Below are 26157 nucleotides of genomic sequence, written 5' to 3'. Positions count from 1 at the left end.
GTTAAGTATTCCTACGCATAGTGCCTGCGTTTTCTACACCATTACCACCTTTAGATAAGGGTGTATCGAGATGCTGTGGCGGTTCTAAATTTAATAATTGATAGACTTGTTTGATTTGTAAACGGAATAAACGCTCGAAATCCCTTACGCTTTCAGTGGCGTTGTAGTCGCCAAACCACCAAAACCAGTCTGAGCCTTCACAGACAGCCAATTGTTGCGAAGCTTGATATTGCTGCTCTACACTTAAACGTCCAGTGGCCAAAGCATCATCATAAGCTTGCTTGGCAGCCACTAAATAATCCCACCCTCGATTTTTATCTTCTGAACCAATCCATGTCGAGAACGAGCCATACACCCAACTGCCTGCACAGAGTTTAGGTAAATCTTTTGGGGGGACAGTCTCATATAAATCCGCAAAGCAAGCAGTCTTAAGTAGCTGGGATTTATTCAATTCGCTATAGAGCAAGTCTAAAAACTCAACGGCATTATCTGGATAATATTCCCAAGCATTTTCGCCATCTAAAATAATAGCTAGTGCATGTTGATTAGCTTCTGCACCTAAGAATTTCGCAGTATTTTCTAGGTGCTGGATAAAGTCGTGCACCGCATTGGCCGCGCTCCAATTGCTATATTTGAAGCCGATTAAATCAGAGAGGCCATCATCACGGAAATGTATACGCACTTGGCTATGCGTAAGCGTATGCGGTTTAAACAGGTCACGCTTAGATTCAATCGGTTCACCGGTATAGTGGGATAAATGGCTACTGCTGCGCCAAACACCTTCACCTGAAGCCGTCCAGCGAATACCAAATTCATCCAAGAGAGCTATAGCACTAGCACTCACGCCACCTTCAGATAACCAAACTCCTTGGGGGCGCCGCCCAAAATAATGCTCGAAGCACTCAATCCCACGTTGCATATGCCAACGTGCCCGCGCATAACCTTCGGGATAATGTGTAGCTTGCGGTGCAGGAGCATGCGGCAAGGCACAACGCATATTCGTAAAGTCTTGCAAGAGCGGAATAATCGGATGCATATAAGGGGTCATCGATAATTCAACTTGCCCGCGCTCGGCTAAAACACGATAGCGCGCGATTATGTTTTGCAGGCAGTTCGCTATGACTTGGATTAATTGCAGGCGATCGGTTTGATCAAACAACTGGCCTTTGGCAATTAAAGCTTGCACTGCAGCCTGTTTCTTTAATGATTGCCCCAGCCAAGCCAGATGATACCAAGTGATGAGGTCTAAAAAGTATTGTTCACTTAAATAAGTTAGTGGCTGCTTATAGTCAGGATTTTCTAACCCCGCAACTTCAGCCGCGCCGACCATATCCAATAAGCCACGGAAAATCGGCCACGGATGAATCATTCGTGGCGCATAGCAACGTTGGCAATCTTGCAAGATTTGGCTACGCCCAGCCTTATCGGTAGGAATAGATGTTAAACTTGCTAAGAGATTTAGCAACGGATCTTGGGTTGGCTGCCCTGTTGCTAATAGGGTTTGTAGCTGCTGTTGGTAATCCTCTAATTGCTCCAAAAGCACAGGCGCAAAATTCACCACTGCACGCATTTCTGGATGTTGTTCTAGGTGCATGGCCATGTCGCTATAGTCTTTTATGGCATGTAAATACACCCAAGGTAATCGATACTCTCCTGCTAAGCCATTGCGGTACCAAGGCTGATGCATATGCCAACATACCACCACATTGAGCTTATTACTCTCCATAACGTTCTCGCCATAATTTATCGTAGTCACCTGTGTGTAGCTTTTGTCCCAGCATTTCTGCTGTCACCAAAACGATCCCCTCTTCTGACACAAAGAAGCGTTTCTGATCGTCTTCGAGATTTTCCCCAATCACGGTGTTATCTGGAACTACACAACCCTTATCAATCACTGCCCGACGGATGCGACAATTTCGTCCAATATTTACCTTCGGCAGGATAACACTCTCAGTAATCGTGGTGTAGTTCTCTACCGTACAGTTAAAGAACACCACGGAATTTAAAATACTTGCACCAGAGATAATACAACCGGTTGATACCAAAGAGTCAATCGCTTCTCCACGTCGCCCTACTTGATTGAAGACAAATTTAGCAGGTGGCGACTGGGGTTGATACGTCCAAATGGGCCAATCCCGATCGTATAAATTTAATTCTGGCTCAATGGCACACAATTCCATATTGGCTTGCCAATAGGAATACACCGTGCCCACATCTCGCCAATAGCCGGGTTCATCCTTCGCATTACGGAAAGGAAAGGCACGTGCATGGGCGTTTGCGATTTGATTAGGGATAATGTCTTTACCAAAATCATGTGAAGAATGAATTTTGTCAGCATCTTCACTCAAAGTACGGAATAAAAAATCCCGTGAAAACACGTAAATACCCATCGACGCTAGCGCTTTATCCGGTTTACCCGGAATCGCTTCTGGATTAGCGGGCTTTTCGGTAAAGCGGGTAATTCGCATATTTTCATCCACCGCCAGTACCCCAAAACCTTTCGCTTCCTCTAGAGGCACTTCAATACAAGCCACTGTAAAATCCGCTCCAGACATAACGTGTTCAAGCAGCATTTTTGAATAGTCCATGCTGTAAATATGATCACCACCAAGGACTAGAATATATTCAGGATCATGGCGCTGGACTAATTCGATATTTTGGAATAGGGCATCCGCCGTGCCCTGATACCATTCACGTTTGTCAGTGCGTTGTTGAGCAGGAATAATTTCTACGAATTCACCAATTTCAGCACGCATAAAATTCCAAGCCCGTTGCAAATGCCGAATCAAAGAGTGTGAGCGGTATTGTGTTAAGACTCCAATCCGGCGAATCCCTGAGTTCACACAGTTCGATAAAGTAAAATCGATAATTCGATATTTGCCACCAAAAGGCACGGCTGGTTTAGCGCGCCAGAAAGTTAAATTTTTAAGCCGTGAGCCTTCACCACCCGCCAAAATTAAGGCAAGGGTTTTATTCGCTAATTCACTTACTACGCGTGGTTGGGTGTAATAACGATAAAGTTTGGCCTGCTCTTCTTTAGAGAATGTCATGTGGAGGTCTCCTGCTGCTATTGAGCTTAGTGTGTTTAGATTTTGTGAGGTAACAGGCGCTTGTGTGCATAGATGATGCAATGAATATACCCATTGACCCGCGTGATTTTTTAGAATAACGTGATTGCGTAGTATAAATAGCTTATAAGAAAGAGTTTAGCTCAAAGTTGCTGAAGGAGAGAGGTAGCAACTTTGATTAGGAACTTAGAGTTAGCAGTCTTCGCCGCTAGTGATCGTACAAGAACGCACTCGACCCGTGGTATTAAAATAAATTTTTGATAAGGCTTGATCGTTTTTAGCATTCGCAATTCGGATGCTGAAAGCACGCGGTGAGGTATCTCCCGTTGGACGATAGCTAACTAAATTAGCTGGAGCGCCATTGGAGACAACGGTGAAGCGTGGATTAGGCGCTTCAGAAATGGCTAAAATTTCTTCGGGTGAATCTAATAAGCCATCACCATTGGTATCAAATTTAGTGGTGGCAGCGGTTAAACTGCCGTTTTTGTCATAATCGGTAAAAATAATCCAACCATTCGCAAAGCTAGTTGCAGTGGAGTTGCAGGCCGTTTGCCCTGAATCGCTCGCACATAAGGTAACATTAAAACCCCGTTTGGCTGCTTCGCTGCGTGCTAGGTACAAGTTGGAAACTAGGCTATTAGTCAACGTCTGTAGTTGATTACGTTCGATCATGCTTTGTAGGTTGGGCGCTGCGATAGTGGCAAGAATTGCGACCACGCTGATAGTGACCATGAGCTCAATGAGGGTCATACCCACTTGTTGGATGCGCTTCATTGGGGGACACCTTATATTTTTTATTAATAACTAGTAGTTTACTATAAGAAATAGTAATGAGTCTCGCAGTGAAAGGATTAATGGTGGTAGACGACTAGATAAAAGGAAAGTGAATGCCCCGTTTTGGGGCATTCGTAGTAGGAGGAAGGGAATGAAAACTACATATTACGGCGGTATTGTCCACCTACATTAAATAAAGCTTTTGATATTTGACCCAAGGAGCAATAGCGCACCGCATCCACTAATTCACTGAAAATGTTCTGATTGTGAATCGCAGCTTGTTGCACCCGTTCTAAAGCAGCTTGGGTTTGCGCTTTGTTCCTGCTTTGGAAATTCGCTAAGCGGCTTAATTGGCTCTGCTTTTCCTCATCCGAAGAACGTGCTAATTCGATGGTGAATTCCTCGCGGCCTTTTGGATTTAGGAAAGTATTCACACCAATAATTGGCAAGCTGCCATCGTGTTTTTTGTGCTCATAGTACATGGATTCATCTTGAATCTTGCCGCGCTGATAGCCAGTTTCCATTGCACCCAAGACCCCACCTCGTTCGGCGATACGCTCGAATTCTTGCAGCACCGCTTCTTCCACTAAATCGGTTAGTTCATCAATAATGAACGCACCTTGCAGTGGATTTTCATTTTTCGCTAAGCCCCATTCATTATTGATAATGAGCTGGATAGCTAAAGCACGCCGAACCGAGTTCTCAGTTGGGGTAGTGATGGCCTCATCGAAAGCGTTGGTATGTAAGCTATTGCAGTTATCATAAATCGCAATCAAAGCTTGGAGGGTCGTGCGGATATCATTGAAGTCCATTTCCTGTGCATGCAAAGAGCGGCCTGAAGTTTGGATATGATACTTCAGTTTTTGGCTACGCTCATTGCCGCCGTATTTAAAGCGAATCGCTGTCGCCCAAATCCGCCGTGCGACTCGACCCATCACGGTATACTCAGGATCCATACCATTGCTAAAGAAGAAGGATAGATTCGGCGCAAAATCATCAATATGCATGCCGCGTGCTAGGTAGGTTTCTACATAGGTGAAACCATTCGAGAGCGTAAACGCGAGTTGCGAAATCGGGTTCGCGCCTGCTTCGGCAATATGATAACCAGAAATCGATACTGAATAGAAATTACGCACTTTGTTTTGCACGAAATACTCTTGAATATCGCCCATCATCTTGAGCGCAAATTCAGTCGAGAAGATACAAGTGTTTTGGCCTTGATCTTCTTTGAGAATATCGGCTTGTACGGTTCCACGCACATTTTCTAAAGCCCAAGCACGAACTTTTTCGATTTCCTCATCAGTCGGGCGACGACCGTTATCCGCTTCAAATTTTACTACTTGTTGCTCAATCGCGGTGTTAATAAACATCGCTAGCAGAATCGGGGCAGGGCCATTGATGGTCATCGAAACCGAAGTGCTTGGGCTACACAAATCGAAGCCATCATAGAGGACTTTCATATCATCTAAAGTTGCAATCGACACCCCAGAATTACCGACTTTGCCGTAAATATCAGGGCGCAGATCAGGATCGCAGCCATATAAAGTCACTGAATCGAAAGCTGTCGATAAGCGCTTTGCAGCAGAATGTTCAGATAGGCGTTTGAAGCGGCGATTGGTACGGAAGGGATCACCTTCACCCGCAAACATCCGAGTTGGATCTTCATTTTCGCGTTTGAAAGCAAACACGCCTGCCGTATAAGGGAAGCTACCCGGAAGGTTTTCTAACAGCAGCCATTTAAGCAGTTCGCCGTGATCTTCAAAGCGGGGTAGTGATACTTTCGGAACTTTAGTGCCTGATAAAGTGCTGCGTTTTAGCGTCGTGCGAATTTCCTTATCACGGATTTTCACCACATATTCATCGCCCGAATAACTGGCACGGACTTGTGGCCAAATTTCCAGAAGTTTACGCGCACGGCTATCCAGTTGTTCATCACGTTGGGCGATGAGTTCATCTAAAGCGACTAAGTCATTCGCAGCCGTACCTAGCATCCGCTTGGTTTCGCACAATTGCTGACGCTCACGCGCAATTTTAGCTTGCGCATTAACGGTTTTATGATAACCGCGCACTGTGTCGGCGATTTCAGCTAAATAACGCACGCGCTCTGGTGGAACAATCACGGAGTTGCCTGAAGATTTACGCACGGTTACGATAGGTAATTGATTGCGTTCTACTAATAAACCCGCCTCTTTCAATTGAGCTAGCAAGTTTTGATACAGTGCTGTTACACCATCGTCATTGAAGCGGGCTGCAATCGTACCGAAAACAGGCATTTCCTCAGGGCTTTGCCCAAAGGCTTCACGATTGCGCTGTACTTGTTTGCACACATCGCGATAAGCATCTTCCGCTCCTTTGCGGTCGAATTTATTGATGGCTACTGCGCTGGCAAAATCGAGCATATCAATTTTTTCAAGCTGACTTTGTGCGCCAAACTCAGGAGTCATCACATACAGTGATACATCCACCAAGGGTACAATCGCGGCGTCCCCTTGGCCAATGCCGGGTGTTTCAACGATGATTAAATCAAAGCCAGCCAGCTTAGTCGCAGCAACTACATCCTTAATCACTTCAGGGATTTCGCCGATTGATTCACGAGTGGCAATTGAGCGCATGAAAATATTCGGATGATCAATCGCATTCATCCGAATCCGGTCGCCTAATAAAGCGCCACCGGTTTTACGTCGGGTTGGATCGACGGCAATAATCGCAATTTTGAGCTGATCTTGCTGACCTAAGCGGAAGCGACGAATGACCTCATCCGTGAGTGAGGATTTCCCTGAACCTCCCGTTCCTGTAATGCCCAGTACCGGCACTTTTTTCGCCGGATTTACCACCCGTTCTAAAATTTCTGCACGCAACTCTGGATTTAAAGTATTGTTTTCTAGAGCAGTAATAGTGCGAGATAGGGCGCGCCAGTTACCCGTTATAATCGGCTCAAGAGTGCTTGGAGCAGTTGCACCGGGATCAAAATCGCAGCGGGCGATAATATCTAAAATCATCCCCTGTAAGCCCATTTGCTGACCATCTTGCGGGGAGTAGAGACGTGTCACTCCATAATCTTGCAACAGCTTAATCTCTTCAGGAATGATAACGCCACCACCACCCCCGAAAATGCGAATATCCGCGCCATCTTGCTCGCGCAACATATCCACCATGTATTTTAAATATTCGACATGCCCCCCTTGATAGGAGCTAATCGCAATGCCGTGCACATCTTCTTGGAGAGCTGCATTGACGATTTCAGCCACTGAGCGATTATGCCCAAGGTGAATGACTTCAACACCGTTGGCTTGCAGGATACGGCGCATAATATTAATCGCTGCATCATGCCCATCAAATAGACTAGCTGCGGTCACGAAACGGACAGGGCGCGCTAATTTAGTGGTCGAGTTGGCAGCAGGCTGAGCGGGGCTATTCATTGACATGGAAAAGATCCCTAGCGGTGTTGATCATTTGGAGTGTTTGCTGTGCTGAATGCACTGGGCTAAAATATATTACGTTAACGTAAGCGTCAATTGGAATAAATAGAAAATCCATCAATTTAGCGATCTATTGCGTATTGTTACAGGTATAACTAAGAAAGCGTAGACATATGCCTAATAGCCGTGGAAGAATTTCAGCATGGAACAGAAAACTTACACTATCTCCGACTTAGCCAAAGAGCATGCAGTCACGCCACGCACTATTCGTTTATATGAAGAATTAGGTATTGTTGCGCCCAAACGTGAAGGGAATAAGCGCATTTATGTTGAGCGTGATCGGGTTCGTTTGCGCCTAGCGATTCGCGGTAAAGGCTTAGGCATGAGCCTAGCTGAAGTTAAAGAACTGATCGATATGTATGACAATACGGGTCGGGATGAAAAGAAACAGCTTAAACGCCTATTGGAAAAGCTCCAAGAGCGTCGGGATATTTTACTTGCCCAACGCCGCGATATTGAAATCACTTTAGCGGAAATTGATCGAATTGCGGATAAAGCGCGTTCGACTTTAGCCGATTTGGAGCGAGCTAAAGCTAGCTAAGTAGTTGATCTACATAACTAGGTACTAACTGACTAGCGGTGCCATTCAAAGATTCATCAAACATTGCGCTATTGCTAGTGGGGTCTAGGTTCAACTCCACAGTACGTGCGCCTGCTTGTTGGGCAATTTGCACAAAGCCAGCAGCAGGGTACACTTGCCCCGAAGTCCCAATGGAAATAAACAAACCACAAGCCATTAGTGCCCGATAAATCTCTTCCATTTGCAGGGGCATTTCACCAAACCAGACAATATGCGGACGTAGGTTGCCTGCTTGATGACAGCATTGACAGGTACTCGTAGTACTTAAGTCGCGATCCCAGTTATATACCTGTCCAGTTTGTTGGCAATGAATCTTATTTAATTCGCCATGCATATGAATCAGTTGTTTACTGCCAGCACGTTCGTGCAAGTTGTCAACATTTTGCGTTACTAGCAGCACTTTTCCCGGGTAGTTTCGCTCTAAACGGGCTAAAGCTAGATGGGCTGCATTGGGTTGAATAGCGGGATCATGGAGTTGCTTCCGCCGTGCATTATAAAATTCATGCACGAGGCTTGGATTTTGGGCAAAACCTTCTGGTGTGGCGACTTCTTCAATGCGATGGTTGTGCCAAAGGCCGTCAGAGGCGCGGAAGGTTTGGATACCCGATTCAGCCGAAATACCTGCGCCAGTGAGAATAACAATAGAGGGTGCTTTAATAGAAGTCATAACTAGTATTTGAATTATAAATGAGCAACTACTTTAGCATGTTTAGTGGCAAGCTAAAGCACCCTATAAGGGTCAGAATCTTAGGTCACTCTAAATAGGACGGCATCGCCATTTTTTGCAGCCCGTTGATAGAGGCTAACGACTTCTTGAATATAGACTTTGAGCGTTGCCAAATCGGTTTCCATTTCATCACCCTTATAGCTGCTTTCGATATGGGCTTCATCCACGCAGGCCAGTTGCTCTGCAAGTTTTGGCACATCATCTGCCCAAGTGTATTGACTCATTTCAGGAATCGCATCGGTGTGCTCAGAATAGTCGCTCATGATGGCTCCCAAAATTTGAGTTAGCTCATACCAAGCCTGTTCTGCCCCTGCATAACATTCACGTGGCTGTTCCTCTAATTCATTATAAAGAAAGGCTAAGCCTAAAGCGCCATCCAATAAATCTTCTAGTTGCTGGTCAGAGAGTGCGTAAAAATCACCACCTAAACTCATAGAGAGTTCCTGTTGTCATGGGTTAGAGTTGCTGAGCATAGCTAAGCTTGCTGCCTAAAAAGAATAAATTATGATAAAAGGCTGGGGCAACTAGGTGGATTAAAACTAAGTAGTGGATGAGGAGCAACCCTAATGTATTTGCTAACTAATGCCAATTTACAAATTGAAGTCCTAGACCCGATTAACGACCGCAATAAGTTCGGCATACGCTACTGCACAGGTGGCTATATTTATCAAGTTTTAGATGAACAACATGGCAATCTACTTTCAGGCCCGACTTATCCTGATAGTTTTAATTGGTTCGATGGGCAAGGTATACCTGATGCTTTTAATTGGACACCCTTACGCACCTCGACTCAAGATGACAGTGAGGTTTTAATTATTGGCGTAGGTCTCTGTGATTTAATCAATAAGCAGGTCAAGGCTTTTTGTCATTGGCAGGTCGAGAGCCAAGAACAGCAGCTTATTTTCACGACTGAGCAGAGTTTTGCGGATTATACGCTGCAGTTAGTGCGTACTCTGTCTTTAAATGGTCGCACGCTACGCTCGCACACGGCTATTACGAATCAAGGTAAAGCTTTTATTCCGACTAGTTGGTTTCCGCATCCTTTTTTTCCACAGCCGCAAGTTTCAGCCGAGTTGTGTCAGTTCAATATCCCTGTGCAATTGAGGGCAGATAATCCGGGTTACGAGTTAGCAGCGAACGGCTTTATTCAGAGAAAAGCTCAGCCAACGCAACAAGGTTTTTATTTACCCTTAGATCTTCAAGCGCAGCAGCCCTTGAGTATTTTGCAGCGTCATGATCAATTAGGTTTGATTGGTGCTACTTCTTCCTATGTGCCGAGTTATTTGCCGATTTGGGGGAATCAACAGACCTTTTCTTGGGAGCCATTTTTTCAAACCATCGTGGCTCCCGCACAGACTAGCCGTTGGTGGATTGACTACCACTTTTAAACTAAGCCAGAGCGTAACACTTCATAGCAAGCGCCCATCGTATGGTAGTCGGTTTTACCAGCGGGTGATTTGTACTCATCATACTTTTGATTGTCACGGGTGAGAATGCGAAACCAAGCGCCGTATTGATGATCGATCAGATATTGCCAACTGTAGTCCCAAATCCGTTCATACCATGCTCGATAAATTGGCTTGTTAGTCGCTTGTGCTAAGAGTGCGGCGGCTGCAAAGCTTTCGGCTTGCACCCAGAAGTATTTATCTCCATCACAGATTGAGCCATCGGGGGCAAAACCATAGCAGATACCCCCATACTCCTGATCCCAAGCACGTTCTAAGGCTTGGTTGAATAAAGCTTCTGCGCGGTTGAGTTGCCAAGCTGCAGGCTGATGCCGATGGAGAATGAGTAGGAGTTTGGCCCATTCTGTTTGATGACCGGGTTGAAAGCCCCAAGGTCTGAATAGGTGTTTAGGATTATCTAGATTGTATTGCCAATCAATTTGCCAATTGGCATCGTAATGTTCCCAAATTAAACCTTGCGCTTGCCCCGCTAGTTTGTTGCTTACTGAATCGGCTAAACGTACTGCCCGCTGTAAAAAGTGTTGCTCTTGGGTCGCTTCATAAGCCCAGAGCAGTGCTTCGAAAGCGTGCATATTGGCATTTTGCCCACGATAGGGGCTAATCACACTAAAATCGGCGTTGGTTTCATCGCGATATAAACCGTGAGTTTCATCCCAATAATAGCGTTCTAATAGTTGCCAAGCCTTGTCAAGGCTGGTGCGACCTTCTTCAACGCCTGCTAATAAAGCGGTGGCTCCCGCTACAATCACAAAGGCTAAACCATAGCAGTGATTGGTCGTGTCAGTAGCTTTGCCGTTTTCCAAGAGCCAAGCATAACCGCCGGTAGCAGGTTGGCGGTGTACTGTTTCGAGGTAAGCCAAGCCATGCCTAACCCAATCGCTATAATCTAAATCGGCAAAATAGCGCGTAGCCATCGCGTAATTAAATACAAAACGCGTGCTACTGACTAAATGTCGGGTGCTTTCGTGGTAGACGCTGCCATCATCCCGAAAAAAGTGATAAAAGCCACCCGCAGGATCAAAGACCGTCGGTTGATAAAATTGCAGAGTTTTGCGGATATGCTGCTCTAGAAATTCACGGCAGTAGAAATCAGGATGCTTATTCATAAGTTAATCGCTACTTTTTGCCCAGTTCGCGCAGATTCTAAACAAGCTAATGCGCCCGCTAAAGACCATATTCCATCTTCACCACTAGCGGCAGGTGTGCCTTGACCTTGGATAGCGGCTACAAAACGCTCAACACCGATGTTATACACTTCATTCGCTGTAAGCTCTAACAGGTGATCACCGCGTGCTGTACGTAATAAAACCTCTGGTTGGGCAGCAGGATGCATGACATTTTTTGCAATTAAAGAACCTTCCGTACCATGAACCTCAAAGCCATTCCCAGCATAGGGTACTGTAAAGGCGGTATGGACTTGGGCAATCACGCCGTTATCAAAGCGAAATACCGCCATCGAACCATCTTCAATCATGCCAGCACTCATTCCAAACTGCTGGGATAAACTTACGACTTCCGTCGGGTCGGCTTGAAGGACAAAGCGCAGAGTATCAACATCATGTACGACAATATCCAAGACTACTCCAGCCCCTGCTTCTGGCTTATCTAAACGCCAGCCTTGCAAAGCTTCGCGCAAATACACTGCATGAAATACTCGTGCCGCAATTGGTTTGCCAATCGCACCGGCTGCGATGAGTTCGCGCATTTTGTGATGGGCTTGGGCATTACGCAGATGATGATTAGTCGCAAAGACGACACTGGCTGTTTGGCAAGCGGCCTGCATTGCTTGAGCTTCAGTCAGTGACATCGCTAAGGGTTTTTCACAAAGTACGTGCTTACCCGCTTGAGCAGCCGCTAAGGTTTGTGGATAGTGAAGTTCATTGGTAGTGCTGATATAAACCGCATTCACGGCTGGATTCGAGAGGAGGTCTTCTAAAGAGCTAGCTGCATGTGGAATAAAGGTTTCCGCAGCATAAGCCCGCCCGCGCTCAAGGTTACTGCTATAAACGGAAACCACCTCACAATTAGGGGTGTTGCGAATGGCAGCGAGCATTTTGTTTTTGGCAATGTCACTTGCGCCAATAAAGCCGAAGCCAATAGTCATAGCAGGTTCCTTACTGTGGTGGTATGAAGTTTGTTTAGGGTGCTAGACTAGGTATAGCAAAAACAACGTAACTAATATAGTTAGCTTAAAGCTAATTCTGGCAAAGGTAGTTGCAAATATTCCGCAAGCACACTGACCACTAGATTATGATCTTCACGTTGTGGCAAACCAGAAACAGTAATAGTACCAATGCAGCCTGTACCTTTAAGTAGAATCGGAAAACAACCACCGGCTGCGGCTAAGTCGCGGGTATTTAAGCCGGTTTTGTCTTCTAAACCCGCTTTTTGGTGTTGTAAACGTAATTTCATTAGGTAAGAGCTGCAGTGATAATGCTGTACTAGATTACGCTTACGCCGTACCCAATCCGCATTATTGGGCGTCACACCGGGCAGCGCGACATGAAAAAGTTGATGCTCATTCACTTGAATATCAATCACAATACTCAAATTACGTTCTTTCGCGAGCTGGCGTAAGCGTGAACCTATAGTCCATGCGGTTTCAGCATCAAATTGCGTGAATTGCAAACGCTGCTCTTGGCGCACAATCTGTGCAATATCTTGTTCAATAGTCATCATAATGGCGGCTTATTTTTCTAATTAGGTTCAAATTTGCGTTTAAAAAGCTTTAAACGTCAGGGTCGTCAACGAGCGTTCAATATGCTCAATATTTAAAATATGGTCATTGATATATTTACCAATATCCTCTTCTTCAGGGATGTAAATTTTCATTAGCAAATCCCATTCACCACTGGTCGAATACAATTCCGAGACAATTTCACGCTCAAAAATTTCGTCGGCTACTGCATAGCCTTTGCCGGGTTTGCAGCGTAATTGCACAAAAACACAAGTGGTTAAAGTAGTCATAGCGGAAGTCTCTTAGCTAAATCAATCTAGCTACTGTAGCAAGAATAGCCTAAGCAGGAAATCGTCAAGCTGAATTCAAACGACCCGTATTAAATGAGCTGGGCTGAGATCGTTCAAAGACGCACAACCCATCAAGATCATATTGCGTTCAATTTCCTTGCGAAATAAATCTAAAGCCCTTTCTACGCCTGCTTGTCCGCCCGCTGTTAGTGGAAATAAGTAACCACGCCCGATTGAGCAAGCTTTAGCGCCTAAAGCAAGTGCTTTTAAAACCTGTGAACCACGTTGCACGCCACCATCAAGAATAATTTCTAAACGATCTGCGACCGCATCAGCCACTGCAGGCAACACATCAAACGGAGCGGCACAGCCATCTAATTGCCGCCCACCATGATTTGAGAGCATCACTGCGCTAGCGCCAATATCAGCGGCACGTTTGGCATCGTTGACTGAAAGAATCCCTTTAATCGCGAACGGTTTGCCCCATTGCTGAATAATGTCTTCGGCATCTTTCCAGACAACAGAACGGTCAAATTGTTGATGTACATAAGACATGACTGAGAGCAGATCTTTACTGTTTTGCATGCGCTTTTTGACATTAGCGAGTTCAAACTTGTCATGCATCAGATAGTTCAAAGACCAGTGTGGGTGCAATACAAAGCTGAATAAACTTTTTAGGGTTAACCGTGGTGGCATCACTAATCCGGTGTGCAAATCGCGCTCACGATTGCCAGTCACTAAGGTATCCACAGTCAAACATAGAGCATCAAAATTTGCCGCTTTACAACGCTCGATAAATTCACGAGTTAGTCCGCGATCTTTGTGAATATAGATCTGAAACATTTTGGGTTGGTCGCTAAGTTTACCAATCTCCTCAATGCTGACGGTGGAAAGCGTAGATAAGCTATACAGCGTTTCAGCTTTAGCTGCTGCACGAGCTACTGCATATTCGCCTTCATAGTGAAATAAACGCGTCATCGCCGTCGGTGCACAAAATAACGGCATACTAAGCTTGCGCCCGAATAAACGGGTGGAGATATCAAGTTTGGAGAGATCTGCTAAAGCATTGGGAATCAGGGCGAACGTATCGAAGCTTTGGGTATTACGGGTGGCTGTCCATTCATTTTCGGCAGCACCATCAATATAGTGAAAGAGTGGGGTAGGTAAGCGCCGTTTAGCTAAGCGACGGAAGTCTTGGAAATTATAACAATGCTGAATGCTCATCTAAGTTCTCCCAAACGGCTTTGCAGTGTAACGGGCTTAGTAGTTTAGAGCCAGCTAACGGAAAGTCGTCTCAGGCTTTCCGTTATGCAAGTAAAAGTACTTAGACTTTTAGCTTATTTTTTCTTTTTAGCCATTTTTTTGGCTGCTTTTTTAGTAGGTTTGCCAGCAGGACGCGATTGTTTTTTAGCCGCACATTGTTTGCAATCAGTAATGACTTTTACCGGCGCTGGTGCTGGTTTCGGTGCTTCTACTGGTTTAGCCGGTTCAGTTTTAGCAGCACATTCACTATAAGGTGTTTCATTCGCAGCCATGACACAGCCATAAGTACCATACAAAGGACCACCATTAGCGCCTACATAAAAGGTTTCTGCAAAGGCACTAGAAGAGAACGCGAGTACAGATACTGATAAAGCTAAGACCATCTGACGGATTTTCATATGAATACTTCCTTTGTTAACGAATTAAGTGGGGTATGCACTGCTGGAAGAGCATGAGTAAAGAGCTTTCTTATATTAGCTAAATCTTAGCAGAAAAATACTCCCTAGCTCTATAGGGGGCATTCAGGTTCTTGTCAAGGTTTCAGTTGATGCGCAGCAAAGCACTTATTATAAGCTGTTTTAGGCTGTGCACCATAAAAAAGCTTATGCATTTTAATTTGAATAATTTTAGTGCATAAATTTTAGCTAAATTTCTGTATGTGTAGTTTAATGACTTTGCAAACTGTCTGGTGAAACGCTACCTGACATTTGGCATGGAAGTTGCCGTGCAAGCACTAGGCTAATTTTCAGGATACTTGCCATGCGAACTGTCTATCTATTGCTAACCAGCTTGTTTCTAAGTAGTGGTGTCTATGCCCACACGAGTTTGATTCCTCATATTGAAACTGAAAGTGAGCTAGTACATGCATTAATCCATACCAGTATTTCTATTGTCTTAGCAGCTAGTTTATATCTGATTGTACGTAAAATGTTTTCCGCAAAGCGTGTCAACTTTAAGCGCAACCGCAAATAGATGTTAGCGGCAGAATCTGCACAAACAGGCTGGCAAGCTGAGCTAAAACTGCAGTTTGCTAAACGCTCTGATAAAACAATCTTAGCGAGTCGCTATCAACGTGGCCCTTTAGCAGTTCAGCGCCCGTTTTATCCCGAAGCTGAGATCTGCCACGCTTATGTATTGCACCCACCTGGTGGTGTGGTGGGTGGAGATGAGTTACATCTGCATTTCACGGTTGGAGCCAATGCGCGTGCCTTATTAACCACGCCGGGCGCGACTAAATTTTACCGCTCTGCTGGAATGCAGGCCACGCAACACCAGCATTTCCACATCACCGATGGCTGTTTGGAATGGTTGCCGCAGGAAAATATCTTTTTTCCCAATGCTAATTTTTTGCTCACCACCGAGGTGCATTTATCCGGCGAAGCGCAATACATCGGTTGGGAAGTGCACTGTTTGGGTCGTCCGGTGATTGGCGAAACTTTCGCTACGGGTAAAGCCATTTTCAAAACCGCGCTGTACCGCGATAACAAACCGCTGGTGTTAGATCGTTTAGTGATCAATGGGGAAGGGGATTTGCAGCTCGCCGCTGGATTGCGTTCACAGCCCGTCGTTGCCACTTTATTCGCCACGAATGCCGATAACACGCTGTTAGAAAACCTACGCCCCTTGTGTGAGAACGTCTGCGAAAACCTTGCAATGGGTACAGCGGGTGTCACGCTGTTGAATGGCGTATTGATATTGCGTTATTTGGGTAACAGCACCGAACAAGCGCACCGGTTATTGCGCAGTGCTTGGCAAACCTTACGCCCCGCTGTCATGGGTAAACCCACGACACCGCCGCGCATCTGGAATACTTAAGGAACACAACGATGGAACTCACCCCCCGCGAAAAAGACAAGCTCATGCTCTTCACCGCCGGATTGCTGGCAGAACGCCGCAAAGCGCGTGGCGTAAAACTCAATTACCCCGAAGCGATTGCCTACATCAGTTGCGCGATTATGGAAGGCGCACGCGATGGGCGTTCCGTCGCCGAAATGATGGATTATGGGCGTACTTTGCTCACCCGCGATGACGTGATGGATGGTATTGCGGAAATGATCCACGACGTGCAAGTCGAAGCCATTTTCCCCGATGGTACAAAACTGGTGACAGTACATGACCCGATTATTTGAAGAAAACCCCTCCCCAACCCCTCCCCTTATCAGGGAATGGGCTAAATCTTCTCCTCCCCTGATAAGGGGAGGTTGGGAGGGGTTTCTTTCTAAGGAGCTAATTTTATGATCCCCGGACAACTCTTCCCCGCCGACGGTGACATCGAACTCAATGCTGGACGCGAAACCCTCACCCTCACCGTTGCCAATACCGGCGACCGCCCGATTCAAGTCGGTTCGCATTACCATTTCTTTGAAACCAATAATGCCTTGCAGTTTGCACGCGCCGCTACACGCGGTTTTCGCCTCAATATCCCCGCCGGAACAGCGGTACGTTTCGAGCCGGGGCAAACCCGCGAGGTCGAATTGGTAGCACTCGCTGGCACACGCGAAGTCTACGGTTTCCAAGGCAAAATCATGGGGGCATTGTAATGGCACGGATTAGCAGACAGGCTTACGCTGAAATGTACGGCCCTACCACGGGCGACCGCGTGCGCTTGGGTGACACCGCCCTCATTATCGAAGTCGAACACGACCACACCGTGTACGGCGATGAAGTCAAATTCGGCGGAGGCAAAGTCATCCGCGACGGCATGGGGCAATGCCAGCGCAATGATGCCGAAGTCGTCGATGTGGTGATTACCAATGCGTTGATTTTGGATCATTGGGGCATCGTCAAAGCCGACATTGGCATTAAACACGGGCGCATTGTCGGCATTGGCAAGGCGGGCAATCCTGACACGCAAGCGGGCGTGAACATTCTGGTTGGCGCGGGTACGGAAGCCATCGCGGGCGAAGGTCACATTATCACCGCTGGCGGGATTGATACGCACATCCACTTCATTTGCCCGCAACAAATCGACGACGCGCTCATGTCGGGCGTTACCACCATGATTGGCGGTGGTACGGGGCCTGCGGCGGGGACGAGTGCCACGACGTGTACGCCGGGGATTTGGAACATGCACCGCATGTTGGAAGCGGCTGACAGTTTACCCATGAACCTCGGTTTCTTGGGAAAAGGTAACGTCAGTTTGCCCGACCCGTTACGCGAACAAGTCACTGCGGGGGCGATTGGTTTAAAACTGCACGAAGACTGGGGCACAACCCCAGCGGCGATTGATAACTGCCTGACGGTGGCGGATGAAATGGACGTGCAAGTCGCCATTCACACCGACACACTGAACGAATCCGGTTTCCTCGAAGACACGTTGGCGGCAATGAAAGGGCGCGTGATCCACACCTACCATACCGAAGGGGCGGGCGGCGGACATGCTCCCGACATTATCAAAGCCGCAGGGCAGGCGAATATTCTGCCATCGTCGACCAACCCGACGCGCCCGTACACCATTAACACGGTCGACGAACACCTCGACATGCTGATGGTTTGCCACCACCTGTCGCCGTCGATTGCCGAAGACGTTGCCTTCGCCGAAAGCCGTATTCGCCGCGAAACCATTGCCGCTGAGGACATTTTGCACGACCTTGGCGCGTTTTCGATGATTTCATCCGATTCGCAAGCAATGGGGCGGGTGGGCGAAGTGATTACCCGCACTTGGCAAACCGCGCACAAAATGAAAACCCAACGCGGCAGCCTCGGCACTGATCCTGCTGCGCACGACAATTTCCGCGCCAAACGTTACATCGCCAAATACACCATTAACCCCGCGATTACCCACGGTGTCGCGCACGAAGTCGGCTCGGTCGAAGTGGGTAAACTCGCCGATTTAGTGCTGTGGAAACCGGCGTTTTTCGGCGCAAAACCGAGCCTCATTATCAAAGGCGGCCTGATCATCGCTGCACCGATGGGCGACCCGAACGCCTCGATTCCTACCCCGCAACCTGTGCATTACCGCCGCATGTTCGGCGCATTCGGCAAGGCACAACACGCCACCACCATGACCTTCCTTTCCCAAGCGGGATACAACGCCGGTGTGCATCAGCAATTGGGGCTGCAAAGCCTGATTGGGGTGGTGAAAAACTGCCGCACCATCAGCAAAGCCAGCATGATTCACAACGACTACCAACCCGTGATTGAAGTAGATTCGCAGACGTATCAGGTGAGGGCGGATGGGGAGTTGTTGGTGTGTGAGCCAGCGACAGAGTTGCCACTGGCGCAGAGGTATTTTCTATTCTGATGGTTATCCATTTGCATAAAGTCGTGCAGTGTTAGATATTAAAAAATTGACCTGAACTGCAAACAAAGTCGCAGTGAAGACTAGCGCGAATTAAGTATTTCTTTTGGTTGTGCTGAGGTTATGGCATCAGTGAAAAATTAGGAGTTCTGTTCTTTATTAGTTTTATCAAATTAGGGGCTAGAACATGGATGATCGCTTAGATATATTGTCTTTGCTGATAAAAATTCGTTAATGTAGGTTGCCATGGCGCACCCGATTGGATTATTGAAGTACTTTCACCCTCAACCACCTTCAAAGACATGCACACCAAACGTAATCTCTATGAAAAAGTGGGTGTACGTGAATACTGGATGGTGCAGCCGACGGAGGCTTGGGTAATGATTTATCTCTTGGATGCACAAGGGCAGTATGGCAAGCCGGAGTTATTCAAATTAGATGAAGCTAGCCCAGTGGCACTCTTCCCCGAGCTAATGATTGAATGGGGCTTTTTGAGTTGAATCAACCGCACTAGCTCAACCCCAAAAACGCACGCTTCTTTTAGAGCAAAGTTTGATGCATTTCTAGCATAGGGAGTGGTCGCCTACTTGACCAGTCTGCTTTAAAGCGATGGAGTTTTCATCGTAGGCATTTAGCTGAATATACATCCCCGCGCTAGGACCGCTATAACTAAGCTTAATTTTTAGTAAGCAACTAACCACTTATGCCTACGTTTGTTCATATTTCCGACCTGCATTTTGGCCGCGAGCAAGCAGAAGTGATTGCTGCTTGGTTTAAGCAGGCAGCAGTGCTTCGGCCTGATTTGGTGATTATTAGTGGGGATTTAACCCAGCGCGCGACCGCTGAGGAATATATTGCAGCTCAGCAGTTTCTAGCGCAGTTACAATGGCCGTATTTTACCATTCCCGGCAATCATGATATGTCGGCCACAGATTTAACGGAGCGTTTTTTTAATCCGTGGAAAAAGTGGGAAAAGTATATTAGTCCAGCAACGGAGCCGGTGCTCAAACAGGCTGGTTATGTAGTGGTTGGGGTGAATACTGCGCGTGCGGCTGGCTTTTATTTTGATTGGTCACGTGGGCAGATTAGCCACAAGCAAATCAAAGAAGTACAAGCTAAATTAGCCGTTACGCCTGAGCAGGATTTAAGATTGGTAGTGGCTCATCATCCCTTTTGGTTGCCGCAGCTGTCTGCATATCGGGATCTAGTTAAGCATCGTGATCAGGCGTTGGAAGCCTTTCATTTCGCAGGAGTAGATTTAATTCTCAGTGGGCATGTGCATCGATCCTATACGCAAATTCTGCAAGGTGTATTGATTGTGCATGCAGGCACGACCTTTTCTAGCCGCTTAGTTGAGGGACAAGCTAATAGTTTCAATGTGATTAAAGGTGATCGTCAGCAGCTTAGTGTGGAGTTTATGACTTGGCAGGGCAGTGAATTTCAACTCGCCGAACGGCGTCAGTTTCGGCACAACAATGGAGTGTGGCAGCAAACTACTGGGCTTAATTCGGTTTAGGAGTGAGATTAAAGCTTATGCAAATTCAAACCCAAGATCTGCAAAACCTACCCGAACGCTTACCTCTGTTTATCAATCCTCATGCGGGAAGTGCATCTGCTTTGCTGGAGCAATTACGTAAACAAAAGCGCTTAATCATTCACCAGATTACCCCAGATAAGTTGCGGGTAGCCTTACAAACAGAAATAGCAGCAGGTACGCCGCGTGTTTTGGTTTGTGGGGGCGATGGGACTTTGGCTTTAGCCGCCTCAATTTTGATGGGCTCAGCAACGGCGATGGCGGTGGTGGCAGGCGGAACGCTGAATCATTTCGCGCACAATTGGCAGCTCCCCATCGAGTTGAATGCAGCACTTGATTTGGCGTTTACTAGCCCCCAAGTGACGGAAGTGGATGTGGGTTCTGTGAATCAGGATGTGTTTTTGAATACTAGCTCGGTAGGTGCTTATGTGCATTTTGTGCGTGCGCGCGAGTTGTATGAAAGAAGAATGAGCTATCGCTTAGCGAGTATTTGTGCTGGTTTTAAAATTTTACTGCGTTTGCGCAGTGGGCGCATGTATGTGGATGGCAACAAAAACCATTCGCCGCTAATTTTTATTGGTGTGCGTGAGCGCGATATGAGTTTTTCAGGTTTAGGGGCGGTACACGCGACCAGCCAAAATGTCCTCCACCTATTGATTGTCAAAACGACGACCTATTGGTCGTTGACCCAATTGATTTTCAATGTGATGTTCCGTGGTCTGGAGCCAGCCACTAAATTGGAAAATGTGGCTAGTCAGTTAGTTGAGCAAGTTGTGATCAATAATAGCCAGCATAAGCGCAGCATTTATGTAGCTTTAGATGGTGAATTAACTTTGCAAACCACACCTTTAAAATACCGCTATGTCCCGAATGCATTGCTTGTAGTTACGCCATCAACCGGTTCAAGTGCAAGAGAATAGCCTACACTCAAGATTTTAAGCGAACAGCGAGGTGCATCATGCTCCAGCAAATCATTGGGTTATTAGGTTGGTTATTGATTACTTTAGTGGCTGCTAGTATAGGTGCTTGGGGTTCAGCGAGTGCACCGAGCTTTTATCAAAGTCTGACTTTGCCGAGTTGGGCACCACCACCCTCAGTGTTTGGACCAGTCTGGTCAGTTCTCTATTTATTAATGGCGATCTCTGCTTGGTTAGTTTGGCGGGAGCGTGGCTGGCTAGGCACAGCGTGCATGGCTTTAGGACTTTATCTAGTTCAGTTAGCGGTGAATGCTTTATGGAGCTGGGCTTTTTTCGCTTGGCATCAAGGCGGCTTCGCTTTTGCGGTGATCCTATTACTGTGGTTCTTACTGTTCGCGACTTTAATTAACTTTTGGCGGATCAATAAGCTTGCGGGTACTTTACTAGTGCCTTATTTCGCTTGGGTGAGCTTTGCTGCGGTGCTGAATTTTACTGTGTGGCAACTTAATCCTAGTTTCTTATAAGTTGTTTCAGTGGTGGATAGGCTGCGCTGAAAAAGTGCGAATTTGGCCTCATTAAATCGCATATTCGCTATTTTAGTGCAGATTAGCGGCTATTTCTAGGTTAGCCGCTTGGCATGAAATCTGCTGATTAGCTAGCAACCCTATTTTTGCAGGTTAGCCTATGCTGAAGTTAATTGAAGTTCTTGCCGCACAAACCAGCGATGTTCCGAAACATACCCTGACTTTGCCCTATGAGCGGCGCATTGTTAGTCGCCAAAAAGTGACTTTAGATCAGGGGGAGGATGCAGGCTTATTTTTGGTGCGCGGTGTCAGCTTACAGCATGGCGATTTACTGAAAGCTGAGAACGGGGATTTAGTACAAGTCCAAGCAGCTTTGGAAACGGTATCAAGTTTGTATTGCACGGATCGCTTGTTGTTCGCACGCGCTTGCTATCACTTAGGGAATCGTCATGTGCCCCTAGAGATTCGCGATGGCCGCTTGCGCTATCTGCATGACCATGTGCTCGACGCCATGCTCTTGGGCTTAGGCTTACAAGTTGTGGTGGAGCAAGCAAGGTTTGAGCCGGAAGCGGGCGCTTATGCTCCCAGTGGGCATGATCATTCCCATCGTCACAATACACATTCGCATCACCATGACTGAGCCGCTGGCGCTCTTGCGCCTCATGCATTTAATTAGCCCAACTCTACCGATTGGTTCCTTTACCTATTCACAAGGTATTGAATGGGCGGTGGAAACGGGCTGGATTAAGGATGTGAACTCATTGCAAGCTTGGTTAGGCAGCCAATTGCATAGTTCCATTACACATTTAGATTTACCCCTGTTAAAGCGCTTGTATTTGGCTTGGCAAGTGGATGATTTAGTAGCGGTAGAGTCGTGGATTGCAGTTTCCAATGCCAGTCGTGAAACCAGTGAGTTATTGCTGGAGGAAAAAAATCGGGGGCGTGCTTTAACGGATTTATTAATTGCCTTAGAACTACCACAAGCAGCGGCGCATAAACCCTTGTTGAGTCAAAGCCAAGTGGCTGCGTTTGCCTTAGCGAGTTGCTATTGGCAGGTTCAATTAGAACAGGCGGCTTATGGCTATGTTTGGAGCTGGCTAGAAAATTTGGTTTTATCCGCCGTGAAGATTATTCCACTGGGGCAGACACAGGGGCAGAAAGTTTTGCATCAAATGACACCTTTACTCTTGGCTGCTGTGGAACAAGGCTTAAACCTTGCTGATGAAGAAATGGGAGCCGCTTTACCGGCTTTAGCCATTGCCAGTAGTCGGCATGAAACACAGTATACTCGTTTATTTAGATCTTAAATCAAGGACTTAATACCATGTCAAATCCCTTACGAGTTGGAGTCGGTGGGCCAGTGGGTTCTGGTAAAACAGCTTTGTTGGATGCTTTATGCAAAGCGATGCGTGATGACTATGAAATCGCGGTAGTCACCAATGATATTTACACCAAAGAAGATGCCCAGTTTTTAATGCGCAGTGAAGCTTTACCGGTGGAACGCATTGTGGGGGTAGAAACTGGCGGTTGCCCCCATACCGCGATTCGTGAAGACGCTTCGATGAATTTAGCCGCAGTCGAAGATTTACAAATTCGTTTTCCACAACTCGATGTGATTTTTATTGAAAGTGGTGGGGATAATTTATCCGCAACGTTTAGCCCTGAATTAGCCGATTTAACGATTTACGTGATTGATGTGGCAGAGGGTGAAAAAATTCCTCGTAAAGGTGGCCCAGGAATCACTCGTTCTGATTTGTTTGTCATTAATAAAATTGACCTTGCTCCCTACGTAGGTGCTTCTTTGGAAGTGATGGAGGCGGACAGTAAACGCATGCGTGGCGAGCGTCCTTTTGTGTTTTCTAATTTAAAGGAAAAGAAGGGATTACAGACGATTATTGATTTTATTGTCGAACGCGGCATGTTAACGCGGCATTGAATGATTGCTAGCCTATAGTCTGTACTTGATCATCATTAAGTAGATGACTAGGTATGCAAGTCATTTTTTGAAATTAAGCATGGAATTTACGAGGTTTTATCGCATCTTGCTAATTTTGTTGTAAGGTATATTGAGTGACTCATCAGTGTTGAAAGGAGATTACCGATGGCAAAGCAACAAGACCCTGATTTTGACGTACAGCTTGAGTTCGAAAAATTAAAATCGCAAGTCGCTGATTTATTGCAAACGCTAAAAGAAAATGGTGAGCAAAAAACGGCTGATTTACAAGAGAAGATTGCTAGCAGCGTAGAAGATTACAAAGATGCTGCTCTCAAAAAAGCTCAGCAAGTACAAGCCGTTGGGTCGGATGGCTTAGCCCAAGTTGAAACCTATGTAAAAGCTAATCCAGTGGCTAGTATTGCTATTGCATTTGGCGTTGGGTTTGTGCTTTCTCGCTTATTAGGTGGACGAAACTAACTTCTAGTGCTTAACTAATTAGACGAGTAGCGTAGTGATGAAAGCATTAACAGAAACAGTAATTAGTTTATTTGACTTAGCTGAAGCGGAAGGTCGCCTGTTTAAGCAAAAGGTTTTAAAAACCTTGGCGGTATCTCTGTTAATGATGATAGCTGCGTTTTTAGCTTTAGGCAGTCTATTGTTGCTAATGGCTGCTTTTTACAATTTTCTGGTGCAGTATTGGGAAGTACCGATAGTCTTTTTAGTGACTGCTGTCTTAGGTTTCGGATTAACCGGAGGTGTTATATGGTACGCGCTACAATTAAACCGCAAAGTGTAGCCGAAGCAAAAGCTTTAGTCCGCGCTAAAGCGGAGCAAATCGATTATTTAGAACCCTTGCGCCAACATCCTTGGACAAGCGTAGGTTTAGGTTTAGCCAGTGGATTTATTTTTTATCAACTCGTTAAAAAAGATCAAAAAATGACAAATGGCATCTATGCTCTAGGTGTTGAGTTAGCACGAAAATACCTTTAACGCTTGAGTAATCCATATAGGATTAAACCCAAGCCAATGAGTGCTAAACTGCCAGTAGTTAAAAATAATCCAGAATCTTGATTGATATAAGAACTGGTATTAAATAAAGCACCGCCTACCAATAAACTACCACCTGCAATAATAAATTGAGTTTTTAGCTGAGTGCTCTGTAATTTTTTTTGTAAGGTTTCTAGTTGCTTAGACTCCCATTGTAATTTCATTTGGTGTTGGGCGCTTTGTTTGAGGACGTCATGCAGTAGGTTTGGCATATAAGGTAGATTTTCCAGTAATTTAGGAAGATTAACTTTTACGCCATTCAATAGTGCCCGCACACCCACTTGCTCATCCATCCAACGCTCAATAAAGGGTTTGGCCGTCGACCATAAATCTAAATCAGGATACAGTTGCCGTCCTAAACCTTCGATATTCAATAAGGTCTTTTGCAGTAAGACAAGTTGCGGTTGCACTTCCATATTAAAGCGGCGTGCGGTTTGGAATAAACGCAGTAAAAAATTCCCAAAGGAAATATCTTTAATAGGTAAGTTAAAAATAGGCTCACATACTGAGCGAATCGCCGATTCAAATTCGTCAACACGGGTATTGGCTGGAACCCAGCCTGATTCTACGTGTAATTCAGCCACTCGTTTATAATCACGGTTGAAAAAAGCATAGAAGTTTTCAGCTAAATAACGCTTATCTTCTGGGGTGAGTGTCCCGACAATCCCGAAATCGACCGCCATATATTGCGGTTCATGTGGGTGAGTGGCATCTACAAAAATATTCCCCGGATGCATATCCGCGTGAAAGAAGTTGTGGCGGAAGACTTGGGTGAAAAAGACCTCAACCCCTAGCTCGCCTAAACGCTTAAAGTTTATCCCCAAATCTTTTAGGCGCTGAATATCGCCCACCGGAATACCATAAATCCGCTCCATCACCATCACATTGGTATGCGTGTAATTCCAGTAAACTTCAGGCACGTATAGCACCGGATTGCTTTCAAAATTGCGTCGTACTTGGCTAGCATTGGCCGCTTCACGCATTAAATCGAGTTCGTCGAAAATCGTTTTCTCGTATTCGGCCACAATTTCGACGGGGCGCAAACGGCGGGCATCTTTCCAATAACGTTGCACTAATTCCGCCAAGAGATACATAACTTCAATATCTTGGCGAATAATCTTCTCAATCCCCGGACGTAGCACTTTGACCACCACTTCTTTGCCATCCCAAAGTTGGGCTGCATGTACTTGAGCAATCGAGGCGGAGGCTAGTGGGTCGGTTTCAAAGCGTTGGAAAACTTCGGTGACTGGGCGTCCATAAGCTTTCTCGATTAACTGTCGAGCTTCAATACTCGAAAAGGGTGGAACCCGATCTTGTAAGCGTGTCAGTTCGCTTGCAATATCATCCGGCATTAAATCGCGACGCGTAGAAAGCATTTGCCCAAATTTAATAAAAATCGGCCCTAATGCTTCTAGAGATAAACGAATACGTTCACCACGTGGCCCTAAATCTTGGTTTTTACGCTTCCAATTCCACGGCAAGAGATGATAGATAAAGGCAACCGGACGGAACAATGGAATACTCAGCACGAGTTCATCCAGACCATGCCGGATGAAGACGCGTTGAATAGTCCAAAGGCGCAATAAGCGAGTGATGGATTTCATAGCTACCGTTGGGTAAGTGGCAAAAGGGCTT

General features: G+C 46.1%; 29 protein-coding genes and 1 pseudogene. 17 read left to right on the top strand and 13 right to left on the bottom strand.

Annotation, left to right across the window (positions count from 1 at the left end; genetic code table 11):
- Position 1 precedes the first annotated feature (1 nt).
- The 4 genes from Q0307_RS13135 to icmF form a co-directional block, all read right to left on the bottom strand.
- Positions 2-1726, bottom strand: a complete 1725-nt coding sequence (locus Q0307_RS13135; protein WP_298661234.1) for a glycoside hydrolase family 57 protein — start codon at positions 1724-1726, stop codon at positions 2-4.
- Positions 1716-3050 carry a glucose-1-phosphate adenylyltransferase gene (glgC, locus tag Q0307_RS13130; RefSeq protein WP_298661233.1) on the bottom strand — a complete coding sequence of 445 codons (1335 nt, stop codon included), beginning with the start codon at positions 3048-3050 and terminating at the stop codon, positions 1716-1718. Before glgC ends, Q0307_RS13135 begins: the two co-directional genes overlap by 11 nt.
- Before the next feature lie 210 nt (positions 3051-3260).
- Positions 3261-3842: a GspH/FimT family pseudopilin gene (locus Q0307_RS13125; RefSeq protein ID WP_298661232.1), complete on the bottom strand. Its 582-nt coding sequence runs from the start codon at positions 3840-3842 to the stop codon at positions 3261-3263.
- A gap of 158 nt (positions 3843-4000) precedes the next feature.
- The gene (gene icmF, locus Q0307_RS13120; protein WP_298661231.1) at positions 4001-7267 is read right to left on the bottom strand and encodes a fused isobutyryl-CoA mutase/GTPase IcmF; all 3267 of its coding nucleotides are present in this window, start codon (positions 7265-7267) and stop codon (positions 4001-4003) included.
- 196 nt (positions 7268-7463) lie between these two features.
- Here icmF and Q0307_RS13115 point away from each other — a divergent pair, with 196 nt between their 5' ends.
- A complete protein-coding gene (locus Q0307_RS13115; RefSeq protein ID WP_298661230.1) occupies positions 7464-7862 on the top strand; it encodes a MerR family DNA-binding transcriptional regulator in 399 nt (132 codons plus the stop codon).
- On the opposite strand, the gene cobB is transcribed toward Q0307_RS13115, so the two are convergent.
- Positions 7855-8577: a Sir2 family NAD+-dependent deacetylase gene (cobB, locus tag Q0307_RS13110; RefSeq protein ID WP_298661261.1), complete on the bottom strand. Its 723-nt coding sequence runs from the start codon at positions 8575-8577 to the stop codon at positions 7855-7857. The two genes, Q0307_RS13115 and cobB, sit on opposite strands and share 8 nt — an antisense overlap.
- A gap of 71 nt (positions 8578-8648) precedes the next feature.
- Positions 8649-9062: a DUF1877 family protein gene (locus Q0307_RS13105; protein ID WP_298661229.1), complete on the bottom strand. Its 414-nt coding sequence runs from the start codon at positions 9060-9062 to the stop codon at positions 8649-8651.
- A gap of 132 nt (positions 9063-9194) precedes the next feature.
- Between Q0307_RS13105 and Q0307_RS13100 the strand changes: the two genes are divergently transcribed.
- Positions 9195-10016, top strand: a complete 822-nt coding sequence (locus Q0307_RS13100; protein WP_298661228.1) for a hypothetical protein — start codon at positions 9195-9197, stop codon at positions 10014-10016.
- Here Q0307_RS13100 and Q0307_RS13095 read toward each other — a convergent pair.
- The 6 genes from Q0307_RS13095 to Q0307_RS13070 all read right to left on the bottom strand — a co-directional run bounded on the left by Q0307_RS13095 (position 10013) and on the right by Q0307_RS13070 (position 14722).
- Positions 10013-11200: an AGE family epimerase/isomerase gene (locus tag Q0307_RS13095; protein WP_298661227.1), complete on the bottom strand. Its 1188-nt coding sequence runs from the start codon at positions 11198-11200 to the stop codon at positions 10013-10015. The genes Q0307_RS13100 and Q0307_RS13095 overlap by 4 nt on opposite strands.
- Entirely contained in the window at positions 11197-12198 is a 1002-nt protein-coding gene (locus Q0307_RS13090) for a Gfo/Idh/MocA family oxidoreductase (RefSeq protein ID WP_298661226.1), read from the bottom strand. The genes Q0307_RS13095 and Q0307_RS13090 overlap by 4 nt, the downstream gene beginning before the upstream one ends.
- Positions 12199-12278: 80 nt before the next feature.
- The gene (locus Q0307_RS13085; RefSeq protein WP_298661225.1) at positions 12279-12773 is read right to left on the bottom strand and encodes a heme-degrading domain-containing protein; all 495 of its coding nucleotides are present in this window, start codon (positions 12771-12773) and stop codon (positions 12279-12281) included.
- 39 nt (positions 12774-12812) lie between these two features.
- The gene (locus tag Q0307_RS13080) at positions 12813-13061 is read right to left on the bottom strand and encodes an Lrp/AsnC ligand binding domain-containing protein (protein WP_298661224.1); all 249 of its coding nucleotides are present in this window, start codon (positions 13059-13061) and stop codon (positions 12813-12815) included.
- Positions 13062-13136: 75 nt separating this feature from the next.
- Positions 13137-14285, bottom strand: a complete 1149-nt coding sequence (locus tag Q0307_RS13075) for an alpha-hydroxy acid oxidase (protein ID WP_298661223.1) — start codon at positions 14283-14285, stop codon at positions 13137-13139.
- Between the two features lie 113 nt (positions 14286-14398).
- On the bottom strand, positions 14399-14722 hold the full coding sequence (locus Q0307_RS13070; RefSeq protein ID WP_298661222.1) for a hypothetical protein: 324 nt from the start codon (positions 14720-14722) through the stop codon (positions 14399-14401).
- Positions 14723-15083: 361 nt separating this feature from the next.
- Here Q0307_RS13070 and Q0307_RS13065 point away from each other — a divergent pair, with 361 nt between their 5' ends.
- From Q0307_RS13065 to Q0307_RS12995, 15 genes and pseudogenes are all read left to right on the top strand, one after another.
- Positions 15084-15296: a hypothetical protein gene (locus Q0307_RS13065; RefSeq protein ID WP_298661221.1), complete on the top strand. Its 213-nt coding sequence runs from the start codon at positions 15084-15086 to the stop codon at positions 15294-15296.
- Positions 15297-16139 (top strand): urease accessory protein UreD, encoded by an 843-nt coding sequence (locus Q0307_RS13060; RefSeq protein ID WP_298661220.1) that lies wholly within the window; start codon positions 15297-15299, stop codon positions 16137-16139.
- Positions 16140-16150: 11 nt separating this feature from the next.
- On the top strand, positions 16151-16453 hold the full coding sequence (gene ureA / locus Q0307_RS13055) for an urease subunit gamma (RefSeq protein ID WP_298661219.1): 303 nt from the start codon (positions 16151-16153) through the stop codon (positions 16451-16453).
- 105 nt (positions 16454-16558) lie between these two features.
- Positions 16559-16864, top strand: coding sequence for an urease subunit beta (locus tag Q0307_RS13050; RefSeq protein WP_298661218.1), 306 nt, complete (start codon positions 16559-16561; stop codon positions 16862-16864).
- Positions 16864-18567, top strand: coding sequence for an urease subunit alpha (gene ureC, locus Q0307_RS13045; protein WP_298661217.1), 1704 nt, complete (start codon positions 16864-16866; stop codon positions 18565-18567). The genes Q0307_RS13050 and ureC overlap by 1 nt, the downstream gene beginning before the upstream one ends.
- Positions 18568-18824: 257 nt before the next feature.
- Positions 18825-19064, top strand: a pseudogene (locus Q0307_RS13040) (Uma2 family endonuclease); the annotation flags it as partial.
- Between the two features lie 203 nt (positions 19065-19267).
- On the top strand, positions 19268-20080 hold the full coding sequence (locus Q0307_RS13035; RefSeq protein WP_298661216.1) for a metallophosphoesterase: 813 nt from the start codon (positions 19268-19270) through the stop codon (positions 20078-20080).
- A 17-nt stretch (positions 20081-20097) separates the two neighbouring features.
- The gene (locus Q0307_RS13030) at positions 20098-21018 is read left to right on the top strand and encodes a diacylglycerol kinase family protein (protein ID WP_298661215.1); all 921 of its coding nucleotides are present in this window, start codon (positions 20098-20100) and stop codon (positions 21016-21018) included.
- A 38-nt stretch (positions 21019-21056) separates the two neighbouring features.
- Entirely contained in the window at positions 21057-21539 is a 483-nt protein-coding gene (locus Q0307_RS13025; RefSeq protein ID WP_298661214.1) for a TspO/MBR family protein, read from the top strand.
- Between the two features lie 160 nt (positions 21540-21699).
- The gene (gene ureE / locus Q0307_RS13020; protein ID WP_298661213.1) at positions 21700-22179 is read left to right on the top strand and encodes an urease accessory protein UreE; all 480 of its coding nucleotides are present in this window, start codon (positions 21700-21702) and stop codon (positions 22177-22179) included.
- The gene (locus tag Q0307_RS13015; RefSeq protein ID WP_298661212.1) at positions 22118-22846 is read left to right on the top strand and encodes an urease accessory protein UreF; all 729 of its coding nucleotides are present in this window, start codon (positions 22118-22120) and stop codon (positions 22844-22846) included. Before ureE ends, Q0307_RS13015 begins: the two co-directional genes overlap by 62 nt.
- A gap of 17 nt (positions 22847-22863) precedes the next feature.
- Positions 22864-23475 (top strand): urease accessory protein UreG, encoded by a 612-nt coding sequence (ureG, locus tag Q0307_RS13010; protein WP_298661211.1) that lies wholly within the window; start codon positions 22864-22866, stop codon positions 23473-23475.
- 165 nt (positions 23476-23640) lie between these two features.
- Positions 23641-23952: a hypothetical protein gene (locus Q0307_RS13005; RefSeq protein ID WP_298661210.1), complete on the top strand. Its 312-nt coding sequence runs from the start codon at positions 23641-23643 to the stop codon at positions 23950-23952.
- 37 nt (positions 23953-23989) lie between these two features.
- Complete coding sequence (locus tag Q0307_RS13000; RefSeq protein WP_298661209.1) at positions 23990-24271, top strand: hypothetical protein; 282 nt, start codon at positions 23990-23992, stop codon at positions 24269-24271.
- Entirely contained in the window at positions 24238-24465 is a 228-nt protein-coding gene (locus Q0307_RS12995) for a hypothetical protein (RefSeq protein WP_298661208.1), read from the top strand. The genes Q0307_RS13000 and Q0307_RS12995 overlap by 34 nt, the downstream gene beginning before the upstream one ends.
- Here Q0307_RS12995 and ubiB read toward each other — a convergent pair.
- Positions 24462-26126 (bottom strand): ubiquinone biosynthesis regulatory protein kinase UbiB, encoded by a 1665-nt coding sequence (ubiB, locus tag Q0307_RS12990; RefSeq protein WP_298661207.1) that lies wholly within the window; start codon positions 26124-26126, stop codon positions 24462-24464. The two genes, Q0307_RS12995 and ubiB, sit on opposite strands and share 4 nt — an antisense overlap.
- Positions 26127-26157 lie beyond the last annotated feature (31 nt).

Source organism: uncultured Thiothrix sp. (genome assembly GCF_937873765.1).
GTDB lineage: Bacteria > Pseudomonadota > Gammaproteobacteria > Thiotrichales > Thiotrichaceae > Thiolinea.
The sequence above is the reverse complement of the archived record's forward strand: the minus strand, read 5'-3'. Positions and strand labels throughout refer to the sequence as shown.